The sequence below is a fragment of the Superficieibacter sp. HKU1 genome, from assembly GCF_029319185.1.
Taxonomy (GTDB): domain Bacteria; phylum Pseudomonadota; class Gammaproteobacteria; order Enterobacterales; family Enterobacteriaceae; genus Superficieibacter.
Genome location: NZ_CP119754.1, coordinates 2,289,115 through 2,315,188, shown reverse-complemented (window position 1 = coordinate 2,315,188; position 26,074 = coordinate 2,289,115). Strand labels below are relative to the sequence as shown.

Annotated in this window: 25 protein-coding genes and 1 pseudogene; 13 read left to right on the top strand and 13 right to left on the bottom strand. The window is 54.4% G+C overall.

The window, feature by feature from the left end; all coding sequences use genetic code 11:
• The first annotated feature begins 1 nt into the window (after nt 1).
• Nucleotides 2-1,501, top strand: a complete 1,500-nt coding sequence (locus P0H77_RS11020; protein WP_276164920.1) for a lipopolysaccharide kinase InaA family protein — start codon at nt 2-4, stop codon at nt 1,499-1,501.
• Between the two features lie 39 nt (nt 1,502-1,540).
• Here P0H77_RS11020 and P0H77_RS11015 read toward each other — a convergent pair whose 3' ends face one another.
• Nucleotides 1,541-2,728: a zinc-dependent alcohol dehydrogenase gene (locus tag P0H77_RS11015; RefSeq protein ID WP_276164919.1), complete on the bottom strand. Its 1,188-nt coding sequence runs from the start codon at nt 2,726-2,728 to the stop codon at nt 1,541-1,543.
• A gap of 178 nt (nt 2,729-2,906) precedes the next feature.
• Between P0H77_RS11015 and P0H77_RS11010 the strand changes: the two genes are divergently transcribed.
• The 3 genes from P0H77_RS11010 to P0H77_RS11000 are packed head-to-tail and all read left to right on the top strand — an operon-like array spanning nt 2,907 to nt 4,718.
• A complete protein-coding gene (locus P0H77_RS11010) occupies nt 2,907-3,689 on the top strand; it encodes an OBAP family protein (RefSeq protein WP_276164918.1) in 783 nt (260 codons plus the stop codon).
• A gap of 53 nt (nt 3,690-3,742) precedes the next feature.
• Nucleotides 3,743-3,937 (top strand): hypothetical protein, encoded by a 195-nt coding sequence (locus P0H77_RS11005; protein WP_276164917.1) that lies wholly within the window; start codon nt 3,743-3,745, stop codon nt 3,935-3,937.
• A gap of 1 nt (nt 3,938) precedes the next feature.
• A complete protein-coding gene (locus tag P0H77_RS11000; protein ID WP_276164916.1) occupies nt 3,939-4,718 on the top strand; it encodes a hypothetical protein in 780 nt (259 codons plus the stop codon).
• 33 nt (nt 4,719-4,751) lie between these two features.
• Here the strand turns inward: P0H77_RS11000 and P0H77_RS10995 are convergent, their stop codons facing one another.
• Complete coding sequence (locus P0H77_RS10995; protein ID WP_276164915.1) at nt 4,752-5,183, bottom strand: OsmC family protein; 432 nt, start codon at nt 5,181-5,183, stop codon at nt 4,752-4,754.
• 223 nt (nt 5,184-5,406) lie between these two features.
• Here P0H77_RS10995 and sra point away from each other — a divergent pair, with 223 nt between their 5' ends.
• The 3 genes from sra (at nt 5,407) to P0H77_RS10980 (ending at nt 6,575) form a co-directional block, all read left to right on the top strand.
• A complete protein-coding gene (gene sra, locus P0H77_RS10990) occupies nt 5,407-5,547 on the top strand; it encodes a stationary-phase-induced ribosome-associated protein (RefSeq protein WP_276164914.1) in 141 nt (46 codons plus the stop codon).
• 297 nt (nt 5,548-5,844) lie between these two features.
• Nucleotides 5,845-6,168, top strand: a complete 324-nt coding sequence (locus P0H77_RS10985; protein ID WP_276164913.1) for a type II toxin-antitoxin system HigB family toxin — start codon at nt 5,845-5,847, stop codon at nt 6,166-6,168.
• Nucleotides 6,159-6,575, top strand: a complete 417-nt coding sequence (locus P0H77_RS10980) for a helix-turn-helix domain-containing protein (RefSeq protein ID WP_276164912.1) — start codon at nt 6,159-6,161, stop codon at nt 6,573-6,575. Before P0H77_RS10985 ends, P0H77_RS10980 begins: the two co-directional genes overlap by 10 nt.
• A 31-nt stretch (nt 6,576-6,606) precedes the next feature.
• Here P0H77_RS10980 and fdnI read toward each other — a convergent pair whose 3' ends face one another.
• The 3 genes from fdnI to fdnG are packed head-to-tail and all read right to left on the bottom strand — an operon-like array spanning nt 6,607 to nt 11,187.
• Nucleotides 6,607-7,254 (bottom strand): formate dehydrogenase-N subunit gamma, encoded by a 648-nt coding sequence (gene fdnI / locus P0H77_RS10975; protein ID WP_276164911.1) that lies wholly within the window; start codon nt 7,252-7,254, stop codon nt 6,607-6,609.
• Nucleotides 7,247-8,128 carry a formate dehydrogenase subunit beta gene (gene fdxH, locus P0H77_RS10970; RefSeq protein WP_276164910.1) on the bottom strand — a complete coding sequence of 294 codons (882 nt, stop codon included), beginning with the start codon at nt 8,126-8,128 and terminating at the stop codon, nt 7,247-7,249. Before fdxH ends, fdnI begins: the two co-directional genes overlap by 8 nt.
• A gap of 11 nt (nt 8,129-8,139) precedes the next feature.
• A complete protein-coding gene (gene fdnG / locus P0H77_RS10965) occupies nt 8,140-11,187 on the bottom strand; it encodes a formate dehydrogenase-N subunit alpha (protein WP_276164909.1) in 3,048 nt (1,015 codons plus the stop codon).
• A gap of 224 nt (nt 11,188-11,411) precedes the next feature.
• Between fdnG and yddG the strand changes: the two genes are divergently transcribed.
• Nucleotides 11,412-12,293, top strand: a complete 882-nt coding sequence (gene yddG / locus P0H77_RS10960) for an aromatic amino acid DMT transporter YddG (protein ID WP_276164908.1) — start codon at nt 11,412-11,414, stop codon at nt 12,291-12,293.
• Here the strand turns inward: yddG and P0H77_RS10955 are convergent.
• Nucleotides 12,290-13,783, bottom strand: coding sequence for a SmvA family efflux MFS transporter (locus P0H77_RS10955; RefSeq protein ID WP_276164907.1), 1,494 nt, complete (start codon nt 13,781-13,783; stop codon nt 12,290-12,292). The two genes, yddG and P0H77_RS10955, sit on opposite strands and share 4 nt — an antisense overlap.
• 124 nt (nt 13,784-13,907) lie before the next feature.
• Here P0H77_RS10955 and P0H77_RS10950 point away from each other — a divergent pair, with 124 nt between their 5' ends.
• Both P0H77_RS10950 and nudI read left to right on the top strand, forming a co-directional pair.
• A complete protein-coding gene (locus P0H77_RS10950) occupies nt 13,908-14,483 on the top strand; it encodes a TetR family transcriptional regulator (protein ID WP_276164906.1) in 576 nt (191 codons plus the stop codon).
• Nucleotides 14,484-14,558: 75 nt separating this feature from the next.
• Nucleotides 14,559-14,984 (top strand): nucleoside triphosphatase NudI, encoded by a 426-nt coding sequence (gene nudI, locus P0H77_RS10945; protein ID WP_276164905.1) that lies wholly within the window; start codon nt 14,559-14,561, stop codon nt 14,982-14,984.
• Nucleotides 14,985-15,040: 56 nt separating this feature from the next.
• On the opposite strand, the gene nhoA is transcribed toward nudI, so the two are convergent.
• The 6 genes from nhoA to P0H77_RS10915 all read right to left on the bottom strand — a co-directional run bounded on the left by nhoA (nt 15,041) and on the right by P0H77_RS10915 (nt 20,948).
• Nucleotides 15,041-15,886, bottom strand: coding sequence for an N-hydroxyarylamine O-acetyltransferase (gene nhoA / locus P0H77_RS10940; protein ID WP_276164904.1), 846 nt, complete (start codon nt 15,884-15,886; stop codon nt 15,041-15,043).
• Between the two features lie 42 nt (nt 15,887-15,928).
• Complete coding sequence (locus P0H77_RS10935) at nt 15,929-17,578, bottom strand: iron ABC transporter permease (protein WP_276165106.1); 1,650 nt, start codon at nt 17,576-17,578, stop codon at nt 15,929-15,931.
• Between the two features lie 75 nt (nt 17,579-17,653).
• Nucleotides 17,654-18,622, bottom strand: a complete 969-nt coding sequence (locus P0H77_RS10930) for an ABC transporter substrate-binding protein (protein WP_276164903.1) — start codon at nt 18,620-18,622, stop codon at nt 17,654-17,656.
• Nucleotides 18,619-19,320 carry an ABC transporter ATP-binding protein gene (locus tag P0H77_RS10925; protein ID WP_276164902.1) on the bottom strand — a complete coding sequence of 234 codons (702 nt, stop codon included), beginning with the start codon at nt 19,318-19,320 and terminating at the stop codon, nt 18,619-18,621. The genes P0H77_RS10930 and P0H77_RS10925 overlap by 4 nt, the downstream gene beginning before the upstream one ends.
• A 335-nt stretch (nt 19,321-19,655) precedes the next feature.
• Complete coding sequence (gene pptA, locus P0H77_RS10920; protein WP_276164901.1) at nt 19,656-19,883, bottom strand: tautomerase PptA; 228 nt, start codon at nt 19,881-19,883, stop codon at nt 19,656-19,658.
• 60 nt (nt 19,884-19,943) lie between these two features.
• The gene (locus P0H77_RS10915) at nt 19,944-20,948 is read right to left on the bottom strand and encodes a LacI family DNA-binding transcriptional regulator (protein WP_276164900.1); all 1,005 of its coding nucleotides are present in this window, start codon (nt 20,946-20,948) and stop codon (nt 19,944-19,946) included.
• Between the two features lie 315 nt (nt 20,949-21,263).
• Between P0H77_RS10915 and P0H77_RS10910 the strand changes: the two genes are divergently transcribed.
• The 3 genes and pseudogenes from P0H77_RS10910 (at nt 21,264) to ansP (ending at nt 24,761) form a co-directional block, all read left to right on the top strand.
• Nucleotides 21,264-22,460, top strand: coding sequence for an L-talarate/galactarate dehydratase (locus P0H77_RS10910; RefSeq protein ID WP_276164899.1), 1,197 nt, complete (start codon nt 21,264-21,266; stop codon nt 22,458-22,460).
• 182 nt (nt 22,461-22,642) lie between these two features.
• Nucleotides 22,643-23,014: pseudogene (locus tag P0H77_RS10905) on the top strand (MFS transporter); the annotation flags it as partial.
• A 283-nt stretch (nt 23,015-23,297) separates the two neighbouring features.
• Nucleotides 23,298-24,761 carry an L-asparagine permease gene (gene ansP, locus P0H77_RS10900; RefSeq protein WP_276164898.1) on the top strand — a complete coding sequence of 488 codons (1,464 nt, stop codon included), beginning with the start codon at nt 23,298-23,300 and terminating at the stop codon, nt 24,759-24,761.
• Between the two features lie 153 nt (nt 24,762-24,914).
• On the opposite strand, the gene P0H77_RS10895 is transcribed toward ansP, so the two are convergent.
• A complete protein-coding gene (locus P0H77_RS10895; protein ID WP_276164897.1) occupies nt 24,915-25,976 on the bottom strand; it encodes a YncE family protein in 1,062 nt (353 codons plus the stop codon).
• Between the last annotated feature and the right edge of the window lie 98 nt (nt 25,977-26,074).

Here is a 26,074-nt window from a genome sequence, read left to right as displayed (position 1 = left end):
TATGGCAAATATCGTAACGTGTACCACCCGGGACGGCAAAACCGTTCACTATGTGGATGACATCATTGGCTCTGGCTCAATGAAGGATGTCTATTTTTCGCCGGATAAAAGCTATGTAGTGGCGTTTTATAAAAAACCGCAGAATGAGCAGGCCCGCGAGCGAATTGACATGATCACGAGCCGCTATCGGCCCAATATTTTTGAGCAGGCAGGCGGCGACTACTGGAAGGATCTTTTCTGCTGGCCAACCAGCGTAGTGGAGCATGATGGAAAGATTGGTATTGTGGTACCCACCTACCAAAGCCACTTCTTTTTCAAATATGGCTCCAAAAATAACGATTTTCTCGGCATTCGCGGGCGCGAAAAAGAGGGCAAATGGTTTGCCAGCGCCAACAATCAGAACAAATTTCTCGATCCACGAGAAAAAGGCAACACGCTGACCTATCTCAAGGTCTGCTTGTTGTTGAGCCGCGCGGTAAGGCGTATGCATGCGGCGGGGCTGTGTCATAGCGATCTGAGTTACAAAAACGTCCTGATCGACCCGGAGCAAGGTCACGCCTGCATTATTGATGTCGATGGTCTTGTGGTGCCGGGAAAATTTCCACCGGATGTGGTGGGCACGCCGGATTTTATTGCGCCGGAAGTGGTTAAAACCAGCCATCTGGAAAAAGACGATCCGCGCCGGGTTTTGCCGAGCATTCTGACGGACAGGCACGCGCTGTCCGTGCTGATTTATATGTATCTGTTTTATCGCCATCCGCTTCGGGGCGGAAAAATTCACGATCTGGACGATGAAATGCGCGACGAATCCCTGTCGATGGGCGAAAACGCGTTATTTATCGAGCACCCGGTCGATCGCAGTAATGCGGTGAAGCTCAACCAGCTCTCACCCTCGTCGCTGCCGTGGGCCGATCCGCAGAAGATCCCTTACACCATCATGGGACCTTATCTTACGCCGCTGTTTAACCGGGCGTTTATCGAGGGGTTGCACGATCCACAGCGTCGCCCTACTGCGGACGAATGGGAATCGGCACTGGTGAAAACGGTCGATCTTATCCAGCCGTGCCAGAATCCTGGCTGCGAGCAGAAATGGTACGTTTTTTCAGGTAAAACCAAACCGGTTTGCCCATATTGTGGCACGCCTTATAAAGGGAAACTGCCGATCCTCAATCTGTACTCGTCACGCAAAGCGGGCAATTTCCGGCCTGACGATCATCGTCTGATGGTCTGGAGTGGGCAGTCATTGTTCGCCTGGCATGTGAACCGCTTAGTGGCCCCCAATGAGCGCACCACTGAAGCTCAGAAGAAACGGGTCGGCTATTTTGTGTTCCACAACGATCGCTGGTGGCTGGTGAATGAAGGCATTCCGGGCCTGATGTCGTTGCCTGACAAAACGGCCATTGCGATCGGGGAAAAACTGGCGCTGGACGACGGAACTCAGTTCGTGCTTTCAACAGAAGAAGGTGGCCGGCTGGTGGTGGTGCAGCTGATCTCAAATTAATCGCGCTAAGCCGGGTGAGTGTTTCACCCGGCGAGTCGCTTATTCAGTCACGGCTGTCATTCCCGGAACCAGGATCACTTTTCGGCAATCTTCCTGGCGTTTTTCGAAAATTTCATAACCTTTTGCCGCCTCTTCCAGCGGCATATGGTGAGTAATAATCTCTTCCGGACGCAGCAGCCCTTCTTCAATCAGTTTCAGCAATTCCGGCAGGTACGCATGCACATGCGTCTGACCCATTTTAAAGGTTAAGCCTTTATCGAAGGCGTCACCGAACAAGAATCCATGGATGAAACCGGCATACACGCCCGGTACGCTGACGATGCCACCACGACGCACCGCGGCGATACACTGGCGCAACGCTTTACCACTGCTGCCCTCAATCTTGAGATTGCTGAGGACGGTTTCCGTCAGGCTTCCTTTGGCTTCAAAACCGACGGCGTCAATAACCGCATCCACGCCGCGATGATTATCGGTGTTTTCAATAATCCACGCGGCTGGATCGTCATTTTTATCAAAGTTGATAGGAATAACGCCGTAGCACTGGCGGGCAAAATCGAGGCGGTAATCATGATGGTCGATCATAAATATTTTTTCTGCGCCTGAATAACGCGCGCAGGCGGCTGACAATAAACCCACCGGCCCGGCACCAAATATCGCTACGCTGGACCCTTTTTTAATCTCTGCATTTTTAACCGCCTGCCAGGCCGTTGGCAAAATATCGGTTAAAAAGAGAACCTTATCATCGGACAATACGCGAGGAACTTTAAACGGACCGGTATTGGCTTTGGGAACGCGGACATATTCTGCCTGACCGCCAGGAACGCCACCGTATAATTTGCTGTAGCCAAATAGCGCAGCGGGCGGCGTGATGGTTTTCCGGTTCAACGCAGCGCCCTTCCCGCTGTTGGTGGTTTCACAGGCGGAATATTGTTCAAGTTGACAGAAGAAACAGTTGCCGCAGGCAATGACAAAAGGGATCACCACCCGGTCACCACGGCTGACCGCCGTGACATCTTTCCCCGTCTCGACCACTTCGCCCATAAACTCATGGCCGAAAATATCACCGTGACCGGTACCCGGAATTTTTCCCCGGTAAAGATGCAAATCGGAGCCGCAAATAGCCGTTGCGGTGACCCGCAGAATAATGTCATCACTGGCTTCAATTATCGGATCCGGATGCGTATCAACGCTGACTTTGTGCGGCCCATGATAAGTGAGTGCTTTCATATGGTTCTCCGAGAAATGATCCGCCATGGCGGGAAGTCTTAAATTTAGTTGCCAGGGAGCAAAGTTCAAGCGGAAGGGAAAGCGTCAGCCTTGTCTAAGAATTATCTGGCAAAGTTATTATGGTTAAGCCTTTCTGCACTACGGTTATTAAACCAATTAGTAAAAAGGTGATTAATCAATGAAACTCTCCCACTGGATAATGTGTACCTCAGTAATATTAACTGGCTGTGGTGCATCCAATTCCCCTTCCCCGGTCAAGGCAACAGGAGAGGAAACCTCCGCCAAAATGAAGGTGCTCGCTACGGGAGCGACGGTGATCCAGTCACGTCCCCCCATTGAGGCGATCAGCGCCTATCTGGATGGTTTCCATTTTTACAGTGGAGAGCAAAAAGGCCAGATGGAGGCGCATCACTATGTCACTGTCCTCAATGAGGATGTGATGCAGGCGGTAATTTATGATGGCAATACCCGCGATGCAAAATTAATGGGCGTTGAATACATTATCAGTGAGCGACTTTTCAAGACGTTACCCGCAGAGGAAAAGCGTTACTGGCATAGTCATCGGTATGAGGTGATGTCAGGAAGTCTGGTCGCCCCCGGCTTACCTGAAGCCGCTGAAAATCCTCTGATGAATAAAATCGTGAATACCTACGGAAAAACCTGGCATACCTGGCACACCGACCGTGATAAAACGCTGCCGCTGGGGGCACCTGCATTAATGATGGGCTTTACCGCCGATGGGCAGCTCAAACCGCAACTGCTGGCCGATCGCGATCGTCGTTTCGATATTGATACAAACCAGATACGTGAATCACGGAAAATGCTTCGGGCGCACCCCGTTGCGGAAGGTGCAGACGCCTGGCAACAAGGCACCGCCGTCCAGCTTAAGCCCGTTGAAGTAAAAAATGGTGTGCCACACTCCGCAGGCACGGCGCACTCAGATTTATCCGCTAACCCATGAAAAACCCGCCTGTTTTGTCCGGAGTTCCTATACTGGGTGCAGGAGGTTTTACTATGCGATGGTTCCGTTCACTTTTTACCAGCCCCGAGAAATTTTTGCAGGTCATTAATCATCACGATATCGAAGAATCTATTGAAGATGGCGAACGCATCCTGGTGGATGACGATGGCAATGCTACGGTCAACGTTCATTGCCGCGCTGTACAGGATGATTTTGATCGCCACGTTAACGCACTGAAAAGGGCCTGAGATGGGAACGGCTATATTTATGGTACTGATGGTGTGTGGATACTGGTATAGCAGCCGGGATCTCTCCACCCGTTTTAAATTCAAACGCACCTTTGGCTGGGATGTTTATTTTCTGGTCGCGCTCTATGGCTGTATTTTCGTTTTGCAGGGTATTATTGCCACCGGCATCCTGTGGCTGATTTTACTGATCGCCTCTGTCACGATGAACGCCCTCCCCGTCTGGTTTGGACCTGAAGAACATCGCCTGCAAATGGTGTTTATGAACTGGAGTTTTTTAGGCATTCAGGCTCCGGTCGTGATCATGCTGGCCTTCGCAATTTTCTTTTGTCTCTACCGTTCCAACTGGGCCATGAGCGCCCGACTGGATAGCAAAGGACGGCTATCGCTGTATAAAGAACTGGCTAGCGCAAACAGTCTTGAAGGGCTGCTTTATCAGTGTATGGAGAGTGGTCAACTGGTCTGGCTTACCCTGAAATCCCATCGGATCTATATAGGCATGGTCCATGCCGCGACTTTTGATGCCAGTAACGCCAGTAATATTGTGATTGTGCCGATGCTGAGCGGCTATCGTAATAGCGAAACGTTTGAGTTCACCGTCGAGCATAATTACAGCGCCTGGTACGCCAGACATGAGATTACCCTGACGTCAGAACCGCAATCAGCACTGGATTTTCGCAAGGTGATCTTGCTTGAACAGGTGGAGAGTTTTTCACTTTTCGATCCATCGCAAACGCTGGCATTAGGTATGCACAAAGAAAGCGAAATGTTTAAAGAGGGATAAATGATTCGCCCGCAGGACGCGGGCGAAAGAGGATTACGCGTTTAACTGGTAATCCAGAGTAATGTCAGCATTCAGCAGCTGTGAAACCGGGCAACCCGCCTTGGCTTTCTGGATGATTGCGTCAAAGGCAGACTGTTCAATCTGCGGCACGGAAACCTTGCTTTGCAGAGCAACTTTGGTAATCGCAAAACCACCGTCTTTTTTATCAAGAGAGACATCTGCAACGGTATCGATGGAAGTCGCGGTATAGCCCTGTTCGCCCAACATCAGTGAAAGCGCCATTGAAAAGCAGGCGGCGTGTGCTGCGCCAATTAATTCTTCAGGGTTGGTTCCTTTCTCACCCTCGAAACGGGTATTGAAACCATAAGGACTTTGGCTGAGGACACCACTCTCTGTCGAGACGGTACCTTTACCACTTTTGATATCCCCTTCCCAGTGTGCCTGACCTTTCTTATGAATCGTCATAATTGACTCCTTTTTGCTGTTGAGTCATCAAGTATAGGACGCGACTGGAAGTTTGCGGCAAAAAGAGAGTGTTCCTAAAAGCCTCCCGTTAATTGCAAAATGCCCCGGTTTGGTCAATGCTTAACAGTCAGCTCGCCTCGCAAGCTGCCCTTTAGGGTAACGTTTCGTCCGGCACCTGCCGGGCTTGTCCTTGAAACCAGTAAAACAGGATTAAGGAGTAAGAATGAAATCGAACCGTCAGGCACGTCACATCCTTGGACTCGATTACCGGGTCTCAAATCAGAAAAAAGTCGTCATCGAAGGTGATAGCGAAACCCCGGTTTCTCATACCCACGCGACGGGGCGTAAGCGTCGTAGCGAATAGCGCCTCCATTGATGTGATCCCAGACACCATCTTCTCCGGAAGGTGGTGTTTTTGTTTGGGGGTGGCCTGCTCATCCTGTAAAGCTGGCCACGTTAGGGTACAGCGTTACATTTATTAACCTCAGAAAGCTATAAGTATGTTGTAACTAACAAGGTAGCCACCAGCAAAAATTAACCTGAAAAAATCAAATATTGCGAGGCGCTTTCAGACTTTAACAGGCCTCTATTGCCTGAAGAAAAGCGTGTAATTATGCTGCACTACGCGTATAGTGTTGACACAATGGCAACGGAAGGTCATATGCATGTAATTTCACAAAAGAAACTTGCCCTTGCGGCAGAGAAGTACCCACAGTTCAGAGATGAGTTGATCGCAATGGGAAAGATTATTGCTAAAGGGTATTTCCCTGGCCCTGATTCATTACGGCAAATTTATCCCACTCTGGATAATATTAAATATATTGATAAGTACTATGTTATTGATATAGCAAGAAACAGGCTACGAGTCATTGCAATTATCTTCTTCAGGACACAGAAATTTTATGTTCGACATGTTTACACACATAAAGAGTACGATGAATTTGTGATGAAGTGCCGCACTAAAGGAAAAACCAAATGGCTGTAGAAGAAGCATTAAAAGCAGCAGAAGCAATAAAACGAGCAATCCCCCTCCTGGTCGGTAGTACACGATGTGAGGACTATGATAATGCTCTGAGTCTGGTTGAATATTGGCTCCTGCACGACCCGGAAAACCCGCTGCTTGAGTTGGTAGCCGCAAAAATTGCGGCATATGAAGCAACATTACCTGAAGTGGCTGCATTCAGAAAAGCGAGCGCTGAAGCCCCTTCCGCACTCGCTACGCTACGGATCCTCATCGACCAACATAATCTGACGCTTTCAGATTTTAAAGATGAAATCGGCAGCAAATCTATGGTATCGCGCGTATTAAACGGTGAACGCCAACTTACCCTCGCACACATAAAAAAACTTGCTGCACGGTTTGGTGTATCCCCAACGCTATTCCTCGACTAATCCCCGGCCCCGCGAAGGGGCCGGCGTGAAATCACATTCCCTCGCGACTCTCTTTTTTGGCTTCCAGTCGTTCCACATCCCGATACCAGCGCGGGTGGTGTTTTTTCGCCCAGCGACGGCTGACTTTCCCTTCCACCATGCCTTTGATGGAGCCTTTCACCCAGAACGCCATATACATATGAATAAGGATGGCGTGGATCAGAATAATCGCCGACGTCGCGTGCAGCAGCAGGCTGTAGCGGATCACCTGAATCGGGAAGTAATGCGCAAAATAAGGACGCCAGATAATCACGCCCGTCACCAGCAGCACAAAAATCATGCTCATAATGCTCCAGAACATCATTTTCTGCCCGGCGTTGTATTTCCCAACCCGCGCGACCTTATGCTCATTCCCCTTCAGAACCTCGACAATCCCCTTTACCCACGGAATATCCTGCTTATCCGGGATGTTATGATGCACAAAGCGCACGAACATAAACATCAGCGCAATAAAAATCACCACCCCGAAGAATGGGTGCAGAATGCGCCCCATCTGGGGGGTGCCGAAGGTTTCCGTCAGCCACTGAAGCGTCGGGAAGAAAAACGAAATCCCCGACAGCGCTACCAGAAAGAAGCAGATCACCACCGTCCAGTGACAGGCCCGGTCGATAAAGGTGGTACGCACGATCATTTTACTCATGATGGTCCTCCTCATCATCGACCTCTTTATTCGGGCCAATGCCAATGTAGTGATAGATCAGACCTGCAAAGGTGGCGACAAAGCCTATTGCGGCGAGCGGCTTCAGTACGCCTTTCCATAGCGAAACGGCGCTATCGATATGCGGATCTTTCGCTAAAACATGATAGAGCTGCGGTCGGTCAGCATGATGCAGGACGTACATTACATGCGTACCGCCCACGCCCGCCGGGTTATACACGCCCGCATGCTGATAGCCGCGCGCCTGGAGTTTCCCGACCCGTTCTGCCGCCACTTCCAGCATCTCCTGCTTGGTGCCAAAGTGAATCGCCTCGGTGGGACAGGTTTTCACGCAGGCGGGCTCCTGCCCGACGCTTACGCGATCCACACACAGCGTGCATTTATAGACCCGATTATCGTCCTTATTCAGTCGCGGCACGTTAAACGGACAACCGGCAATGCAGTAGCCGCAACCGATACAATGCTCTGACTGAAAATCAACAATACCGTTGGCATACTGAATAATGGCTCCCGCAGAGGGACAGGCTTTCAGACAGCCAGGGTCCGCGCAGTGCATACAGCCGTCCTTGCGGATCAGCCATTCCAGTCGGCCATTCTCGTCGGTCTCACTAAAGCGCATTACCGTCCATGACGTAGCGCTCAGATCGGCGGGATTATCGTAAACCCCGACGCAGTGCCCTACCTCATCACGGATATCATTCCACTCCGAGCAGGCCACCTGGCAGGCTTTACAGCCCACGCAGGAAGAGACATCGATAAGCTTGGCCACTTCCAGCTTATAATCACGTACCTGAGGAGGCGGCGTAACCGGATTGGTGGCGGAGCGTTTGATAATGTCCTGTGTTTCCATCGTCATGGTTCGCTCCCTTACGCCTTCTCGATGTTAACTAAAAATGCTTTGTATTCCGGCGTCTGCGAGTTGGCATCGCCGACGTTAGGCGTCAACGTATTAGCGATATAGCCTTTCTGCGCCACGCCTTCAAACCCCCAGTGCAGCGGAATGCCGACGGTCTCGACCTGCTGGCCGTTCACCTGCAGGGTCTGCAAACGGCGGGTAACCACCGCCACCGCGCGAATGAAGCCGCGCTGACTACTCACCGTCACGCGATCGCCATTCAGTATTCCTTTTGCGGCGGCCAGCCCTTTGCTGATCTCAACAAACTGCTGCGGCTGCGCGATGGCGTTTAGCCGGGCATGTTTAGTCCAGGTATGGAAGTGCTCGGTAAGGCGATACGTGGTCCCGACATACGGGAAATTATCTTTCTTACCCAGCCGCTGCGCATCGTCGTCATACAGGCGCACGACCGGGCTGGAAACCACGTTCGGGTGTAGCGGGTTGGTGCCCAGCGGAGTCTCCATCGGTTCGTAATGCTCCGGGAACGGTCCTTCCGCCAGCTTATCGAGGGCAAACAGCCTCCCCAGCCCTTCCGGCTGCATAATAAACGGCCCGGTGCTGCTCCCCGGCGGCGCGGTATTAAAATCAGGAATATCGTTACCGCTCCACTGAGTACCGTTCCAGGCAATCAGCGTCCGTTTCGGGTCCCAGGGCTTACCGTGGATATCCGCCGAGGCGCGGTTATAGAGCACGCGTCGGTTCAGCGGCCACGCCCACGCCCAGCCGGGGGTATTTCCCAGCCCGGACGGATCGGCGTTATCGCGGTTCGCCATCTGGTTACCCTGCTCCGTCCAGCTGCCGCTGTAGATCCAGCAAGAAGATGCGGTGGTGCCATCATCGCGTAGCAGCGCAAAGCTGTTGAGCAACTGGCCTTTTTTCGCCACCAGCGCGCCGCTGGCATCATAGAGATCGGCCAGCGCGACGCCGTTATTCTCCTTCGCGACCTCTTCAGACTGCGGACGATCCGGCTGCACATAGTCCCACGCCATTTTCAGCAGCGGCTCCGCGCCCGGCCCACCTTCGCGGCGGTACAAATCGCGCAGGCGATGATAAATGCCTGCCAGGATCTCACCGTCGTTCAGGGCTTCACCCGGCGCGTCCTGCCCTTTCCAGTGCCATTGCAACCAGCGTCCGGAATTGGCAATCGAGCCATCCTCTTCCGCAAAGCAGGTTGACGGCAGGCGGAACACTTCGGTCTGTATAGACGCCGTGTCCACATCGTTCATTTCGCCGTGGTTTTGCCAGAACGTTGATGTCTCGGTCACCAGCGGATCGACGACAACCATGTATTTCAGCTTGCTGAGCGACTGCACCACCTTGTTCTTATCCGGAAACGAGGCGACCGGGTTAAAGCCCTGGCAGATATAGCCTGTCACTTTCCCTTTGTGCATCATGTTGAAATACTTAATAACGTCATAGGACTGATCCCACTTCGGCAGCCAGTCAAAGCCCCAGCTGTTTTCCGCCTGCGCCGCCTCGCCGTAAAAGGATTTCATCAGGCTGACGAAAAACTTCGGATAGTTGCTCCAGTAGTTCACCTGGTCCGGCAGCGTCGCTTTCGGCGTGCTGGCCGCGAGATAGGTTTGCAGATCGGGTTGTTTCTCCGACGGCAGCATCAGATAGCCCGGCAAACTGGTAGAGAGCAACCCTAAGTCGGTTAACCCCTGAATGTTGGAGTGACCGCGCAGCGCATTGACCCCGCCGCCCGCCATGCCCATATTCCCCAGCAGCAGCTGGATCATCGCCATGGTACGGATGTTCTGCGCGCCCACGGTATGTTGGGTCCAGCCCAGCGCGTACAGGAAGGTGGTGGTCCGGTCAGGCGCACTGGTTGAGGCCAGCGCTTCACACACTTTGAGGAAATCCGCTTTTGGCGTACCGCAGATATTCTCCACCACCTCCGGCGTATAGCGGGAAACGTGCTGTTTCAGCAGGTTCCAGACGCAGCGCGGGTGAGTCAGTGTGTCATCGCGACGGGCATAGCCGTTTTCGTCGAACTGATAGTTCCATGAAGATTTATCGTACTGACGCTTTTGCGCGTCGTAACCGCTGAATAAGCCGTCATCAAAACTAAAGTCATCCCGCACCAGCAAACCGGCGTTGGTATAGTGCTTAACGTACTCAGCATTTATTTTTTGATGCTGGATCAGGTACAACAGGACGCCGGACAGGAACGTGATGTCCGTGCCGGAACGAATGGGTGCATAGATATCTGCTACCGACGCCGTACGCGTAAAGCGTGGATCGACCACGATCAGCAGCGCGTCGTTATTATTTTTGGCTTCCATCGCCCAGCGGAATCCCACCGGATGCGCTTCGGCGGCATTACCGCCCATCACCATCACCACGTTGGCGTTTTTGATATCAACCCAGTGGTTCGTCATCGCACCGCGACCAAATGTTGGAGCAAGACTTGCTACCGTTGGTCCGTGTCAGACGCGTGCCTGGTTATCAACTGCCAGTATCCCCAGCGAGCGGACAAATTTTTGCGTCAGCATACCCGTTTCATTACTGGCGGCCGATGCGCACAGCATGCCGGTGGACAACCAGCGATTAACCGTAACACCCTGTTCGTTTTTCTCAATAAAATGGGCGTCGCGGTCGGCCTTCATCAGGCGGGCAATGCGATCGAACGCGTCGTTCCAGCTGATACGCTGCCATTTGTCGGAACCCGGGGCACGATACTCGGGATAACGCAGGCGATTATCGCTATGAACATAGTCCAGCAGGCCCGCGCCTTTCGGACACAGCGCCCCGCGGCTGACCGGATGGTCCGGGTCGCCTTCAATATGATAAATCGCTTGTTTCGCATTTTTTGCCCCATCACCGAGGCTGTACATTAATAGCCCACACCCCACGGAGCAGTATGTGCAGGAATTACGGATCTCTTTCGCGCGCAGCAATTTATAATTTCGCGCCTGAGCCAGCGCCATTTTGGGGATGAACCCCAGCGCCGCTGCCGTCGTCCCGGCCATACCGCCCGCGCAGATTTTAAAAAACTTTCTGCGACTGACGTTCATTGCCTTCCTCATTATTCTGAAATGTCATGCGGCACGGAAACTAACAGCAAAGCCCCTGAATTTTTTGCGTCAAATCAATTACGCCCGTTGACGCCCTCTTAATAGTCGTGGCGAGCGAGTTTTATTAATCCTTTGGAAGTAATAATGCTGGTGATTAATTCGGCACGATGGAACAAAAATGGTATAACTGCCGTTTGGCATTTTATTGGGCATATTGACTGACCATGACAAAACAACGCGCAACGCTTATCGGACTGATGGCTATTATCCTGTGGAGTACAATGGTCGGGCTTATTCGGGGAGTCAGTGAGGGTCTCGGTCCCGTAGGCGGTGCGGCGATGATTTACAGCCTCAGCGGGCTTTTACTGCTGGTTACCGTTGGTTTTCCCGATATCCGCCGTTTCCCCCGGCGCTATCTTATCGCGGGTAGCGTGCTGTTCGTGTGCTATGAAATTTGCCTTGCGCTGTCGCTGGGGTATGCCGCCACACGCCACCAGGCGATTGAAGCGGGAATGGTTAATTATCTCTGGCCTGGGCTGACTATTTTGTTTGCTATTCTGTTTAACGGCCAGCGCACAAATGGATGGATAATCCCCGGCCTGTTGTTGTGTATTATCGGCGTCGGCTGGGTATTGGGTGGCGATAACGGATTCAGCATTGATGATATAGTCAGCAACGTTAAATCCAGTCCGCTGAGCTATATTCTGGCGTTTTGCGGCGCGATTATCTGGGCCGCTTACTGTACCGTAACCCGTAAATATGCCCGGGGGAACAACGGGATCACGCTGTTTATTTTACTCACCGCCGTAACCTTGTGGTTAAAATATGTGCTTTCTGAACAGCCGCCGATGCTCTTTAGCTGGCCGGTAACGCTCAGGCTCGGCCTGGTTGCCCTGGCGTTGGGTTTTGGCTATGCCGCATGGAACGTCGGCATCCTTCACGGTAATGTGACCATTCTGGCGACCGCGTCCTATTTTACCCCGGTGCTCTCCTCGGCCCTGGCCGCCCTGTTGCTTAATGCGTCCCTGTCATGGGCTTTCTGGCAGGGAGCCTGCATGGTCTGCGCAGGCTCCCTGCTAAGCTGGTATGCCACCCGCCAGCGTTAGGCGGGCGTTTTTGGTGCGTTTGCCAGACCAAACCAGATCCCGGCGGCCAGTAAGAGCAGCATGCCACCGGCAGAGTACAACGCCACGCTATGTGAAGTAATGAATGCCTCTCTCGCCGCAGCGATCAGCGCCTGCGCCATACCGTCATCCAGCGTCCCGGCAACCTGGATTGCTTCGGCAATGGAAGACGTTGCCTGCCCGGCCTGCTCCGGCGTTAAGCCACCGGGCAGCGTGACGGACCCGGCATAGCTGCGGCTTAAGATCACGCCGAAGAGCGCAATGCCCAGCCCGGCCCCGAGCTCATAAGCCATCGTCTCAATTGCCCCTGCCGCCGCGGCTTTTTCTTTCGGTGCCGCCGCCATAATCGCTGCCGTCGAGGCCAGTAAGGCGCTGGCGGCGCTGGATCCCAGCAGCGCCATCAGGCACCATGCCTGCCAGGGCTGCGCGCTAAAGCTGGTCATCGACAACCCGAGAAAACTCAGCGCGCTGAGCGTCATGCCCCCCGTCGCCACATAACGTAATCCCAGGCGTGACACCAGCACACCAGCAACAGGTCCGCTGAAACCACTCGCCACCATGACCGGCAGCATAAATAATCCGGCGGCAAACGGCGTCATCCCGTGGACAAACTGCAGCTCCTGCGCCATCAGTAATTCAAATCCCACCAGCGTTATCATCGCCGTCATCGCCATGACCACCCCGCTTAAAATAATGCGGTGCGTAAACAGGCTCAGGTCAATCATCGGTCGTACCGCCCGTAACTGCAGACGAATAAAAACGGCCAGTAGCGCCGCGCCCGCCAACAAAATTGCCAGCACGATACCGACGGCAAGCTGCCCTTTCATGCCGGTTTTAATGCCATAGACCAGCAGCAGGATCGCCGTAATCAGCACCAGCGCATGCGCCAGATCCAGCGGCTGTTCCCGACGCCCGGCCTGACGCGGCAACAAATACGCGCCCAACAGCAGCACGATCAGGACAATGGGCACGTTTATCAGGAAGATCGCACTCCAGTGGAACTGCGCCAGCACCATGCCGCCAATGAGCGGACCAAATGCCGCACCGCCTGAGCCGACGGCGGTCCAGATCCCCAGCGCGATATTGCGCTCACGTACCTGAGTAAAGGTGGTGCGGATCCCGGCAAGCGTCGCCGGGAGGATCATCGCCGCGCCCCCCGCCAGTAACACGCGGGTCATAATGAGCCACTCTGCACTATGCGCAATCGCCGCCAGCATCGACGCCACGCCAAATAGTGCGCTACCCAGCATTAACAGCCGCTTATAGCCGATGCGGTCGCCCAGCGCGCCCATCGGCAATACCAGCCCTGCCATCACCAGCGAGTAAATATCAATGATCCACAGCAGTTGATTACCGCTCGCGCCCAGCGTCACGCTCAGGGTCGGCGCGGCGACATGCAGTACCGTGGCATCAATCGCCACCGGAATATAAACCAGCACGATAATCACTAACGTCAGCCATTGACGAGACATAAAAACATCCTCATTTCAAAACTGGACTAATGTCCAACTTCGCCGATCCTACGGAAAGTTGAACACTTGTCCAGCTTTTTTGATATTCTCTACTACAGAGGATTTATTGAGGAAAAAGAAGGCAATGAGCTATCTCAATCGCGAAGAACGCCGGGAGCATATTTTGCAGGCCGCGATGCGCGTGGCGCTGGATGACGGCTTTACCGCCATGACCGTCCGGCGTATTGCCAGCGAAGCAGGCGTAGCAACCGGTCAGGTACACCATCATTTCACCTCCGGCGCGGAACTGAAATCGCTGGCCTTTATCCGCGTGATCCGCGCGCTGCTTGATGTGGACATCCTGCATGGGCAGGCTGACTGGCATCAGCAGCTGCACATGATGCTCGGCAGTAATGATGAACGGTTCGAAAAATACATTCGCCTGTGGCGGGAAGCGCAGATCCTCGCGGCCAAAGATGACGACATCAAAGGTGCCTACATCCTGACGATGGAAATGTGGCACGACGAAACGGTGAAGATTATTCATCAGGGCTGTCAGGCGGGTGAATTTACCCTCTCCGACAGCCCTGAAAATATTGCCTGGCGGCTGATTTCGCTGGTCTGCGGCCTGGACGGTATCGCCGTTCTGGGGATGGCAAGCCTCGATCAAACGGCCTTTGAACGCCATCTGGCAAAAATGATTACGCTGGAGCTGGGATAGATAATCTTTCTGCTCTAAAGAGGCGTATCCTTAGCAAATAACCCGCTTATGGACTGTTAATATTACGGAGATAAGATGCGCCAGAGAATAATTACCTGCCCGGTTATTCAAAACGACGGGCACTATTTGCTATGTAAAATGGCTGACGACCGCGGCGTGTTTCCCGGTCAATGGGCCTTGCCCGGCGGAGGAATGGAGCCGGGCGAAACCATGGAGGAAGCTCTCAGGCGAGAAATTCGGGAAGAGCTGGGCGATGCGCTGGAGATTGTGGAGGTTAAACCCTGGGCTTTCCGGGACGATATCCTCATCAAACAGTATGCGGATGGCACCTGCGAAGAGATTTACATGATTTATCTTATCTTTGACTGCCTCAGTGCCAACCGGACCATTACCTTCAACGAGGAATTTCAGGAGATCGCCTGGGTATCCCCTGACATGATCAAAGCGATGGACCTTAACGACGCCACCAGGATCACTTTCGCGCAAAAAGGGTTGCTATAGCCATGTAATGTCACTCCCCGGGCGGGGAGTGACTCCAGCGTTAACCGTGAGAAAAACTACTTCCCGGCCTGCGGATGAGTATCAAATCCGGCCATCACCGCGGCCAGCGCATCGAGGCTAAAACCGTAGCGGTGATCGCTCACCCCCAGCCCAAAACGTGTCTGCACGGTTTCATACAGGGCCGCGACATCCGGCAGCGTGAATTGCTCGACGGCGCGATCGTGCTGCCAGTGGGTAAAATGGAAATTGGTCAGCGTCAGCTTGCCGCCATCCGGTAGATGACGGCACATCAGCAGGTGATGCAAAAAATGCGATTGCGGCCAGTGGGCGGACCAGAAATTGCCCATCATAAAGTCTGCAAGATAGCACTCGGTAAGATCGAAACGATACATCGACTGCCAGCGCTCATGGTGCCAGAACTGTAAAATCCAGTCGCTTCCGTCCTGCTGTAACCGGTAACGACCGTGCGGCGTGATTTGCTCTATATCCGCCAGCAGGCGGACTGGCGCGGTCAGGGTCTGGCTGCCAAAGCCAACATCGGCAATCCATAATTCGCCCTCCAGCTCCACCAGCAATAACCGGTGGGTGCGCGGCGGCATTTGCGGCGGATTAGCCAGCACCACTCGTCCGAGCAGGCTGCGCACACGAAAGCCAATGTCCGCCAGCGCCCGCTCTAACAGGCCGTTTTGTTCGAAACAGTAGCCACCCCGCCTGGCGGTGACCAGTTTATCTTCCAGCGATTGCTCATCGAGCAGGATCTCGCCCGGCAGAAGCACATCAAGATTTTCAAAGGGAATGGTACAGTTATGCTGCAAATGCACTGCCCGCAGCGTTTCAATAGTAACGTCAGGAACTTCTTCCCACGCCAGTCGGGATAAATACGCGTGCAAAAACGGGGTCATGAAAGGCTCCGGCAAAAAACGTTTATTCCTTTATACCCTGGATTATTTTTTATGGCGGCGAATTTGTGCGATCGCAGGTCGCTCTGCGCACTGCATCAACGCCATTGCGCCAGACATTAACCCCAGCCCGGTGACCAGGGTGAGCGACGCCATCGCCATTCCCTGACCGGGAGAACCCTGCTCGAACTGCCGCCAGATAAACACCGCCACCGTCTGCGTTCCCGCAGGCGCAAGCAGCAGTGACGTCACCAGCTCGCGTGAGGCGATAGCAAATACCATCAGCATGGCGGCCAGCATCGCCGGAAATACCAGCGGCAGGACAATTAACCGCAGCGCCTGCAGCGAAGACGCGCCGTGCACCCGCGCCGCGGGCTCCAGATTGCCACCCAGCTGGCGCAGCGCGCTGCCGACATAGCGTACCGGCCACGGCAACAGCAGGCAGCAATACGATAACAGCAAAATCGCCCAGGTGTTGTAGGGGGAAACGGGCCAGAAAGCCCGGTTCCAGAGCAGGATCAGCCCCACGCCAACAACGATTCCCGGAAGTGCGGCAGGCATCAGTGAAAGCGCATCAATCAGGCTGCGCCCTTTGATCTTCTGTACCACCACCAGCCAGGCGGCCAGCAGCCCTACCAGCCCGGTCACCAGCGCCGCGCAAAATGCCAGCGACAAACTGGTACCGAGGGCCGAAAGCGCATCGCCCTGCTGGCTGAATAATGCCGCATAGTGTGACAACGTCACGTTATCCAGGGAGACGCCGCCGGACAATGTGGACATCATGCCCGTCAGTGCCATCGACATTCCCGGTAAACCTACAGCAAGTAGCGCAACCAGACTCATGGCAATGATAATCGGGATCAAAAACCCGCCCGGATGCGCACCGCGGTTTTCCGCAGGTTTGCCGGTAATACTGGTCACATCTTTATCACCCACCAGCCGACGTTGAAGCCACCAGCCGCCCAGTGCCACGGCGATTAACACCAGCGACAGCAAGGACGCGCCGGGAAGATCGATGGGCCAGTCCGCCAGTTTTTTCTCAATGCCGACCGTGAGCATCACCACGCCTGCCCGTGAACCGAGTGCGGCAGGCACCCCATACTCTTCAATGGCAAGTGTAAAGGCGAGCAGCATCCCCGCCGCCAGCGCCGGAGATACCATCGGTAAGGTAATATGCCAGAAAGCCCGCCACGCGGTAGCGCCGTGCACCCGCCCCACCAGCGCCAGACGCTGTCCGCTGGCCAGCAAGCTGCGCGACACGGCAAAATAGACCACCGGAAAAATATTCAGCGTCATCACCAGAATAATCCCGCTGCGGCTGAACAGCAGATCGTTAAGGTTAATGCCGGTAAACTGCTGAAGATAACCCTGCGTTTGCAGCACCAGCATCCACGAGAGCGCGGCAATATACGGCGGCGTCAGAAACGGGATTAAAAATAAAACATCCCATAGTTTCGCCAGCGGTAACCTGAACACGCCGCGAGCTACGCCCAGCGGCAGGCCAATGAAGGCACTCAATATCGCCACTCCGACCGCAATCATCAGCGTTCCACCCAGCATGGCGGGCAGCTGTGGGTCATCCAGCAGTGGGGAAACGCCCGCAAAGGCATCCTGCCAGGCACCGCTGCTGAAATGGGGAAAGATAGCCTGCAAAATAATAAACAGCAGCGGTAAGGCGACCAGCAGCACGAGCATCGCCAGCGTAAAGGCCGGAATGAGTTTTTGTTTCACGAGTCTGTCCTGCAGGCGGGGTTTCCCCCGCCGATAGCGTTATTGCACGAAGAGTTTATTAAAGCGGGTGAGAACGCGGCTACGTTCACTGCTGCCGTCACTGGTGGTCGGCAGGATTTTCAGTTCATCCAGTAGCGGGCGTTTTGCTTTCACATCGCTGCGGGCAGGCATCAGCCAGGCCTCTGCCACCAGCGTCTGTCCTTCCGGTGACAGCACATAATCAATGAAGCCTTTGGCCTCATTCACCTGTTTACTGGTTTTGAGGATCATCATCGGGCGCGGTGCAATCACCGTTCCGCTGGCCGGGAAAATCACTTTCAGCGATTCACCCTGACTGATATTGCCATAGGAGACATAATCCACTGCGCCAAAGACCGCCGCTTTTGCTCCCTGCATGACCGGCGTTACCGCCTGCGCATTCGGCCCGCTGACCACCATGCCGTTGTTTTTCAGCGCGTCAAACAGGCTCCAGGCGTTTTCACCCATGCCGTTTTGCAGACCGATCAGCAGATCCAGCGAGGCCCCCGACAGCGCCGGATCCGGCGTCGTAACCTTATCTTTGAATGCCGGACCGGTCAGATCCTGCCACTCTTTTGGCTCGGGTGTACCGCTCTTGCTATTCCAGACGATGCCCAGCGCCGACACGCCCTGGGCGATAAAATCAGCCGATTTAAGATTAGCCGGCACGTTAGCGGCACTGGCGCTCTGATAGGGCAGCAGCCAGCCGCGCTGATGCAAATCTTCCGCCGTATCCCATGAGGCCGAAATCAGAATATCGGCCTGCGGATTGGCCTGTTCCGCTTCCAGCCGGGCCATCACTTTACCGGTGGTGGCCTGGAAAATATTCACCTTCACGCCGGTTTTCTTTTCGTAACCGCTGGCAAGATTTTTCGCCAGCGTGCCTGGTCCGGCGGTATACACCGTCAGCGCATGAGCGCTGGAAATCATGGCAGATGACAACATAATGGCTAGCGCAACTCCTTTCTTAACGGACAGTACGGATGTCATACGGCTTCCCCTGAGGATGAAGTAACAAAACGAATGGCGGCAATGCTGCCGCCTGAAAGATGCACGATGCGATCGGCCAGCAGCTCTGCTTCACGACGATCGTGGGTAACGTAAACCGCCGTGGTACCCAACTGGCGCAATAGCTGGCTCATTTCCCGACACAGCGACTCGCGGAGTTCGCTGTCGAGATTGGAAAGCGGTTCGTCAAACAGCAGCACGCGCGGTTCAGCAACGATCGCTCTTGCCAGCGCCACCCGCTGTTGTTGACCGCCCGACAGCCCGGCAGGTTTCCGCCCGGCAAAGGCTGCCAGCCCTACGCGCTGTAATGCCAGCTCAACCCGACGTTCGCGTTCTGCTCGCGGCACACCGCGCATGCGCAGCGGAAAGGCGACATTCTGTGCCACCGTCATGTGCGGCCACAGGGCATAGTCCTGGAACACCATGCCGATATCCCGCGCTTCCGGAGGTAGCGACCATCCCTGTTTCGCCACCCGCCGTTCGCCGAAGAAGATTTCGCCGTCGGCGGGCTGCGTAAGTCCGGCCAGTAAACGTAAAAGCGTGCTTTTGCCGCAGCCGGAAGGGCCAAGTAGCGCCACAATGCTGCCAGGTTCAATATGCAGGTCGATCTGATTGAGCACGGTTTGCGTGCCGAAGGCAAACGAAACGCCTCGCAGAGAGATTGAGGTGAATGCGTGCATCAGCGCCCTCCCGTCACGGACAGCGTGATAATCCCTGCGGTCAACACCCGCCGGGCCACACTCACCTGTGAGAAACACAGGGGAGCCATCATATTGTTATCCTCTTTGGGACTTTATCTGGCGATGACTATAGGGGGAGTGCGTGACGGTTAAATGACAGTTTGATGGCGATTTACTGTGGGAGCCGAAGGGCCGCGCTGCCGGGTGGCGGCTTCGCCTTACCCGGCCTACAAAATTCATGATATCAGCGATTTACACCAAAATCGTAGGCCCGGTAAGCGCAGCGCCACCGGGCAGCCGGGGGACGGCGCAGATGCAAACACCGGGCACTATGGTCACATACTGTAGCCCGGTTTTTTAATCAACTCGTCCATGTGCGGGGCAATTTCACTGTCCCAGACCTGCTGCCATTTTTCTTGTTCAACTTCATTAAGTGCCACCGAGATCGACTGCTCTTTACTTTGCAGATGACGAATAATCACTTCGGTGATATCGGCGACCAGCGCCGATTTCTGCTCGTCGTTCAAATCGCGGGGAAAGCATTTGATATCAATGTGCGGCATAGTCTTCTCCTTTGGTAATGGACCTTAACGCTAGCATAAAAAATCCGCGGCGATTTATCATTACGCCGACTCGCGCTCGATCAGATGAAAGCCGATATCCACAATACTTTCTTGCTGCTCAACGCCTTCAATACGGTCGGCCAGCAGCGTGGCGGCGCGACAGCCAATCGCCCGACGATCCACGCTGATCGTGGTGATCGCCGGACGGTTACTGGCCGCAAAGTCTAAATCGCCAAAGCCAATCACCGCCAAATGGCCAGGCACGCTCATACCCCGGCTTTCCGCTTCCATAATTGCCCCCTGTGCGAGGGTATCCGAACTACAGACAATGACGTCATAGTCATCCTGCGCCAGTAGCTGCGTCAGCCCACTGCGGCCCAGCGCCAGTGACGCAGGCAGCGGGACATCAACCTGCCCCGGCTCGCCGATGCCGTAGCGGTTCAGCACCTCGCACAGCCCGCGTTTACGCTGCGTGGCGCGCTGGTCACCGGCCCACAATAATCCAGGCCGACGATAGCCTTTATGGTAAAGATATTCTCCGGTGGCGATGCCAATCTTCTCGTGAGAAAACCCCACCAGCATATCCAGCGGCGTTGGCGTGAGATCCCAGATCTCCACCACCGGAATGGCCGCGTTAAGAATGATCTTCTTCAGCTCCGGCGAATGATGAATACCGGTCAGCACCACGCCATCCGGTCGACGGGATAATAGTGTCGACACCAGCTCGGACTCTGTTTGCTGCGTATAACCCGCCACGCACAACAGCATGTGATACCCGCGTAACGCCAGTTCGTCACTCAGCGTCTGAATGGTATCGACAAACATATTATTGTTGATTTGCGGCACCACCACGGCAATCAGCCTGCTGCGCCGGGAGGCCAGCCCCCCCGCCAGCGCATTGGGAATATAGCCGGTAACCCGCACCGCCTGCAGGACCTTTTCCACCGTTTTCGGACGTACCAGATGCGGCGTATTCAGCGCCCGGCTGACCGTCATTGAGGATAACCCCGCCGTGCGGGCAACATCGTCGAGCGTCGGCGCGCGCGTCAGTTTCGAACTTTTCACCACAAAGCCCTTTTGAGGATTGTTGTTATCATCACGGCATTATTCATGATGCTCCGTCCCATTGCCAGACACCGCCCGATTTTTAGCCGCAAATCAACCTGTTACCTGTTTACATCCCCGGAAAATGTTATCGCTATCATTATTGATTGGGCATTTTCCCAGAGAGGTTCGGAATGTGATCGTGATTATAAAAATTGCGCCTTTTTCACCGTCATTTGTGATCGGTTGTACATAAACGCAGCATAATGCTGGCAACCTTCTTCCGCCAGAGATAGAAATGTTAGCGCAAACATTTTAATTCACCAGGAGAAAAAAATGACCGCAAGTGCCAATTCCGATGCAGTCTCCTATGCCCGCGTGTCGGGTGTCAAAACCGCCGCTGAAACCGGCGACCGTATAGAATGGGTAAAACTGTCGCTGGCATTCCTGCCGCTGGCAACGCCGGTCAGCGACGCAAAAGTGCTGACCGGACGCCAGAAACCGCTGACGGAAGTGGCAATCATCATTGCCGAAATCCGCAGCCGCGACGGCTTTGAAGGCGTCGGCTTCAGCTATTCAAAACGGGCGGGCGGCCAGGGGATTTATGCGCACGCTAAAGAAATTGCCGATAACCTGCTGGGCGAAGATCCTAACGACATCGACAAAATCTACACCAAACTGCTGTGGGCTGGCGCATCCGTAGGCCGCAGCGGCATGGCGGTACAGGCCATCTCCCCTATCGATATTGCCCTGTGGGATATGAAAGCCAAACGTGCCGGACTGCCGCTGGCAAAACTGCTTGGCGCACACCGCGACTCCGTTCAGTGCTACAACACCTCCGGCGGTTTTCTGCATACGCCGCTGGATCAGGTGCTGAAAAACGTGGTGATCTCCCAGGAAAATGGCATCGGCGGCATCAAAATTAAAGTGGGTCAGCCAAACACGGCAGAAGATATCCGTCGCCTGACGGCGGTACGCGACGCGCTGGGAGATGATTTCCCGTTAATGGTTGATGCTAACCAGCAGTGGGATCGTGAAACGGCGATCCGCATGGGCCGCAAAATGGAGCCGTTTAATCTGGTCTGGATCGAAGAGCCGCTGGACGCTTACGATGTTGAAGGTCACGCGCAGCTGGCTGCCGCCCTGGATACGCCGATTGCCACCGGGGAAATGCTGACCAGCTTCCGTGAGCACGAGCAGTTGATCCTCGGCAACGCCAGCGATTACGTTCAGCCAGACGCCCCGCGCGTCGGCGGTATCTCGCCGTTCCTGAAGATTATGGATCTCGCCGCTAAACATGGTCGCAAGCTGGCTCCCCACTTCGCGATGGAAGTCCACCTGCATCTCTCCGCCGCCTACCCGCTGGAGCCGTGGCTGGAGCATTTCGAGTGGCTGAACCCGCTATTTAATGAGCAACTGGAGTTACGCGACGGAAGAATGTGGATCTCAGAGCGTCACGGCCTTGGTTTTAGCATCAGCGAACAGACCCGCCACTGGACACAGCTCACCTGTGAATTTGGTAAACGCCCTTAATTTTTAACGACAGGCGGGAATCATCTTCCCGCTCCTCTACCCTACAAAATAAAACTCAACCCTGTTAAGGAGTTGGTAATGACGGCATTTATTCAACGCACCAGAGTGCGTTACGGCATATTATTATTTTTATTTTTGGCTACCGTATTTAATTATGCTGACCGCGCCACGCTTTCAAATTTCCGGTAATTTGCGGCATGCTGCTCTCCTGCGTTATCGTCGTCGCCAACTACACCTCTTCAGAAGTGGTGGTGATTGGCGCAATGAGCCTGGCGTTCTTTGCCAAAGGTTTTGGCAATCTGGGCTGGTGCGTACTGAGCGACACGTCGCCCAAAGAAGTGCTGGGGATAGCTGGTGGGGTGTTTAACATGTGCGGCAATATGGCGAGCATCGTCACACCGCTGGTGATCGGCGTGATCATCGCCAATACCCACTCCTTTGACTACGCCATTTTGTACGTGGGGTCGATGGGGCTGATCGGCCTGATCTCTTACCTGTTTATTGTTGGCCCGTTGGATCGTATTACCTTAACGCCTTCGGCCGCCCGATCCTGATATGGCGACCTTTCGCCACGCTGTTCCGGGCCTGAACTCTCCGGAACAGCGCTTTTTTATTTCCCTGCCCGCACCCCGATATACCAGCAACTGCTGATGTTGTCGCGTGTCATCATCCTCTTCAGGCGGCTGACTATCTTTACGGCATCCTGCGGATGAGTGTAGGATGCCTCGCCCCCTCCGGTGTTATCTCTACATCAGAATAATGAGAAGGACCGGACGGCATGCCTGAAACGGCATCGGCAATCCTTGCAGGATTTGGACAGGAAAAACAGGAAAATACATGAACACAACACGTCACACTCCGGCGGAGCAGCATGCTGCCAAACGCCGGTGGTTGAACTCGCATGAAGAGGGATACCACAAAGCAATGGGCAACCGTCAGGTACAGATGATTGCTATCGGCGGCGCTATCGGTACCGGTTTGTTTTTAGGCGCAGGCGCCCGTTTGCAAATGGCCGGACCGTCGCTGGCGATCGTCTATCTGGTTTGCGGCATCTTCTCTTTCTTTATTCTGCGTGCGCTGGGCGAACTGGTACTCCATCGCCCTTCCAGCGGCAGTTTTGTTTCTTACGCGCGCGAGTTTCTCGGGGAAAAAGCGGCTTACGTGGCGGGCTGGATGTACTTCGTCAACTGGGCGATGACCGGCATTGTCGATATCACCGCTGTAGCACTGTACATGCATTACTGGGGCGCGTTTGGTGATGTGCCACAGTGGGTGTTTGCCCTCGGTGCGCTGGCCATTGTCGGCACCATGAACATGATCGGCGTAAAATGGTTCGCCGAAATGGAGTTCTGGTTTGCGCTGATCAAAGTACTGGCCATTGTGATCTTCCTGGTCGTCGGCACCGTGTTTCTCGGCAGCGGCAAACCGCTGGATGGCGGCGCAACAGGTTTTCACTTAATCACCGATAACGGCGGCTTTTTCCCGCACGGCCTTCTGCCTGCGCTGGTGCTGGTGCAGGGCGTGGTCTTCGCCTTTGCCTCTATTGAACTGGTAGGAACGGCGGCGGGTGAATGTAAAGATCCGCAGACCATGGTGCCAAAAGCGATCAATAGCGTGATCTGGCGTATCGGCCTGTTCTACGTAGGTTCAGTGGTACTGCTGGTGCTGCTGCTGCCGTGGAATGCCTATCAGGCGGGGCAAAGCCCGTTTGTCACCTTCTTCTCAAAGCTCGGCGTGCCGTATATCGGCAGCATTATGAATATTGTGGTGCTGACGGCGGCGCTCTCCAGTCTTAACTCCGGTCTGTATTGCACCGGGCGCATTTTACGTTCGATGTCGATGGGCGGTTCCGCGCCGAAGTTTATGTCGAAAATGAGCCGCCAGCATGTGCCTTACGCCGGTATTCTGGCAACGCTGTTCATCTATGTGATTGGGGTGTTTCTCAACTATCTGGTACCGTCGCAGGTGTTTGAGATTGTGCTTAACGTCGCGTCGCTGGGCATTATTGCGTCATGGGGATTCATCGTGGTCTGCCAGATGCGCCTGCGCAAGGCAATTAATGAAGGAAAAACGCCTGACGTTGGCTTTAAAATGCCCGGCGCACCGTTCACCTCCTGGCTCACCCTGCTGTTCCTGCTGAGCGTGCTGGTGCTGATGGCGTTTGATTACCCGAATGGCACGTACACCATCGCTTCCATTCCGCTGATTGCCGTGCTGCTGGTCGCAGGATGGTTTGGCGTGCGTAAACGCGTACAGGCGATCCACAGCCTGGCGCCGGGCAACGAAACGACGACAAAATAACGTGACTGTCCGCGTTGCCAGCCCTGGCAACGCGTTTTGCCGGGTGGCGGCTTCGCCTTACCCGGCCTGCGCCCACATCATCAGCGCTTTACAGCATAATCGTAGGCCCGGTAAGCGCAGCGTCACCGGGCATATGGGTTACGGCGCTGGCGTTTACAGCGCAATACGGATCACGTCATCTGGCTGGGTCGCTTCTTTCTCACGGGTGGATTCCTGTTTCACCGTGACGTACAGCACCTGACCATCGGCGGAGAGCGCCAGGCTGTTCGGGAAGGTGGGTGTGTCAAAGGTCTTCACCACTTTGTAACTTTTCGCGTCCACAACGCTGACTTTACCCGCCTTACGGTGGGTCACATACGCTTCATTACGGGCCGGGTTGAACAATACTGCCAGCGATTCTGGCGCATCGATTTTCTCAATCACCTTACCATCACGGCTATCCACCACCAGCACCTGCGGCTGTTTTGAATCGGTAATAAACGCGCGATGTCCTTTCACATCCAGACTGATATTGAGGAACATATGATCCTTGCCATCATCCAGCAGCTTTTTACGCGACAGGATCTTATTGCTGGCGGTATCAATGGTAATCAGCTCGCCGTCGGCATTAGTGACATAAAGGCGTTTCGCCGGCGCATCCAGCGCCAGCCCGGTGCCCATAGCGCCAGTACTGGTGATGGTGGTTTTCAGCTTCAGCGTTTTTCCATCCACCACCCACACGACGCTCTCTTTACCCAGTCCGGTGATGTAAACGGTATTGGTGGTTTCATCAACGGTCAGTTCACGCGGCTGAAGCGGACGCACGGTTTCAGAGCGTTTACGCGCATCCAGCACCAGCCGGCCTTTTACCTCGCCGGTTTTGGCATCGACCGCCGTGACCGCGCCATTAGTGGTATTGCCAAACCATAGCGTGCCGGTTTGATTGTCGATCGCCGCACCGAACGGTTTGAGATCGTTATGGATCGCCTGAGTCACCTCAAGGGTAGCCGGATCAAGACGATAGATAACGCCTCCCTTATCGGTCTTGCGGCTCTGCACCGTGGCGACCCACAGGGCATTTTCCTGCGGACTGATAGCCATCTCATACGCACCCTTACCGACCGCCTTACGCAGCATCTCATCGGCAGCGTGAACGGTAAACGACCCTGCCAGCAGCAGAGAGGCAAACAGGATAGAGTGGCGCAGGCGCGGCGCGGATACTTGACGTAAAGACATAATGACTCCCTTTAATAAGCAATGTTAATACTGCTTCACAGGCTTCCCCGGGCAAACTTATCATTTCGCCCTTGTTTTAAATGCGAATAATAATCATT